Source organism: Microbacterium sp. (assembly GCF_052099035.1).
In the GTDB taxonomy this organism is placed as follows: Bacteria; Actinomycetota; Actinomycetes; order Actinomycetales; family Microbacteriaceae; genus Microbacterium.
In genome coordinates this window covers 1-2,396 of sequence record NZ_JBQDSX010000088.1, presented here as the reverse complement: position 1 = coordinate 2,396, position 2,396 = coordinate 1, and the positions used below count along the sequence as shown (strand labels likewise).

Genomic DNA, 2,396 nt, shown 5'->3' with positions numbered 1-2,396 from the left:
CGCCGCGAGGCTCCAGTTGCCACACCCTATAACTTCGGCGAAAGATATAGGCAGAATGTCCACTTGCCTATAAGTTGACGCCGCTGAGCGCTGAGATCCTACTGCCCCGAGGCGCCACTCACGTACGCGATGAACGCCGGGTCGCCCATCATCGGCACCGTGATGCAGATGGATGCCACGATCATCGTCACGGCAGCTCCCACCAGCGGCACCCACCAGGTGAGCTTTCCCCGGCGCAGTCGCCGCAGCGACAGCCAGGCGGTGATGACCCAGCCGACCACGAGAACGACCGCGGCGACCGTTCCCCAGATCTTGCCCTGGGCGAAGTTCGTGAATTTGCCGTCGATGCCGAGGATCTCCATGCTCTGGTTCATCAGCGTCGGCAGATCCAGGTACGACATGGCCGTCATGAAGACGTTGATCACGCCGTAGGCGAGCAGGGCGATCGTGATGATCCGATCCCACGGGCGACCGAGAGGCTTCGCGGATGCGGGGCTTGCCGCCGCAGTGCTCGCGGACGCAGAGCTCGTGGGTGCATCGAGCGGGGCAGCGGATCCCGGCACGGGTGTCGCAGCAGGGGCGTCGGCGACAGCATCCAACGGCGGCAGTCCGGCCAGCCGACGCTGCTCTTCGGGCGTCGCATACTCGCCGTACTGCGGACGATCCGTCACGACGACGCAGCTCCGGTTCTTCCGCCGAGGGCACGCGCATCGCGCTGACCCGAAGGGTCCTGACGCAGCTCCTTGGGAAGCGAGAACATGAGGTCTTCCTCGGCGGTGCGCACTTCTTCGATATCCGCGTAGCCAGCGTGACTCAGCGTCTCGAGCACCTCGCGCACGAGCACCTCCGGCACCGAGGCGCCGCTGGTGACGCCGACAGTTTCGACACCGTCGAGCCACTCCTGCTTGACCTCTTCGGCGTAGTCGACCCGGTACGCGGCCTTCGCACCGTATTCGAGCGCGACCTCGACGAGCCGCACGGAGTTCGACGAGTTCGACGAGCCGACGACGATCACGAGGTCAGCATCCTTCGCGACCTTCTTGATCGCGACCTGGCGGTTCTGCGTCGCGTAGCAGATGTCGTCGGACGGCGGGTTCTGCAAGTCGGGAAATCGCGCGCGCAGACGGTTGACCGTCTCCATGGTCTCGTCGACCGACAGCGTCGTCTGCGAGAGCCAGACGACCTTCGACGGGTCCTTGACCTCAACGGTGTCTGCCTCGGCGGGAGAGTTCACGATGGTCACGCGCTCTGGTGCGTGCCCGGCGGTGCCCTCGACCTCTTCGTGGCCTTCGTGTCCGATGAGCAGGATCTCGAAGTCGTCGCGTGCGAATCGCACGGCCTCGCGGTGAACCTTCGTGACGAGCGGGCAGGTCGCGTCGATGGCGTGCAGACCGCGATCGGACGCCGCGTTCACCACTGCCGGAGAGACGCCGTGGGCGCTGAAGACGACGTTCGCTCCCTCGGGTACTTCGTCGACCTCTTCGACGAAGATCGCACCCTTCGTCTCGAGCTCGGTGACGACGTGGATGTTATGCACGATCTGCTTGCGCACGTAGACCGGGGCGCCGTAGCGCTCCAGAGCCTTCTCGACGGCGACGACAGCGCGGTCGACACCGGCACAGTAGCCGCGAGGAGCGGCGAGCAGAACACGCTTGTGTCCGTCGACCGGGATATCCTGAAGCCGCGTCGCCCGCGAACGTGGAATGCGGGGAACGGGGAGATGTACGGTGGCCTGGCTCACCCTTCGATCCTACCTTCGGGCGGCGATGAAGGGCCTGGACGCGGGCTCGGGCACAAAGCGGACGAAAGGACCCGATGACGGTCTTCGAAGCGACACCGGCGAACGGCCAGACACCCCCAGCGGATGCCGTCGCTCCGCGCGACTCGACAGCAGATGCTCCGACCTCGGTCGCACGCCTCAACGGCACGATCCGCGACTTCATCGCTCGCTGGAACACCGTCTGGGTCGAAGGCGAGATCACCTCGTGGAACGTCCGCGGCGGCAATGTCTTCGGCCGGCTCAAGGACACCCAGTCCGATGCGCAGATCTCGATCCGCGTGTGGTCGAGCGTGCGCGGGCGCATCCCCGCAGACCTCGCCATCGGGGACCACGTCGTCGCCGCGGTCAAAGCCGACTACTTCGTCAAAGCCGGCGACTTCAGCTTCACCGTCGCGAACATGAAGCACGTCGGACTCGGCGATCAGCTCGAGCGCCTCGAGAAGCTGCGTGCTCAGCTGCGTCAGGAAGGCCTGTTCGACCCCTCTCGCAAGAAACCTCTCCCGTTCCTGCCGAATGTGATCGGCCTCATCACCGGTGAACGATCGGATGCCGAGAAGGATGTGCACCGCAACGCCGAGCTGCGCTGGCCGCAGGTGCGCTTCCGCACCGAGTACGC

3 protein-coding genes are annotated in these 2,396 nt (G+C 65.5%); 1 reads left to right on the top strand and 2 read right to left on the bottom strand.

Translation table 11 applies throughout. The features are described from left to right. Nucleotides 1-98: 98 nt before the first annotated feature. Nucleotides 99-671, bottom strand: a complete 573-nt coding sequence (locus tag ACTIAO_RS15890) for a DUF6264 family protein (RefSeq protein ID WP_441907136.1) — start codon at nucleotides 669-671, stop codon at nucleotides 99-101. Then, nucleotides 668-1,741, bottom strand: coding sequence for a 4-hydroxy-3-methylbut-2-enyl diphosphate reductase (locus ACTIAO_RS15885; protein WP_441907135.1), 1,074 nt, complete (start codon nucleotides 1,739-1,741; stop codon nucleotides 668-670). Before ACTIAO_RS15885 ends, ACTIAO_RS15890 begins: the two co-directional genes overlap by 4 nt. 74 nt (nucleotides 1,742-1,815) lie before the next feature. On the opposite strand from ACTIAO_RS15885, the gene ACTIAO_RS15880 reads away from it, so the two are divergent. Beyond that, a partial coding sequence (locus tag ACTIAO_RS15880) for an exodeoxyribonuclease VII large subunit (RefSeq protein WP_441907134.1) occupies nucleotides 1,816-2,396 on the top strand: 581 nt, incomplete at its 3' end.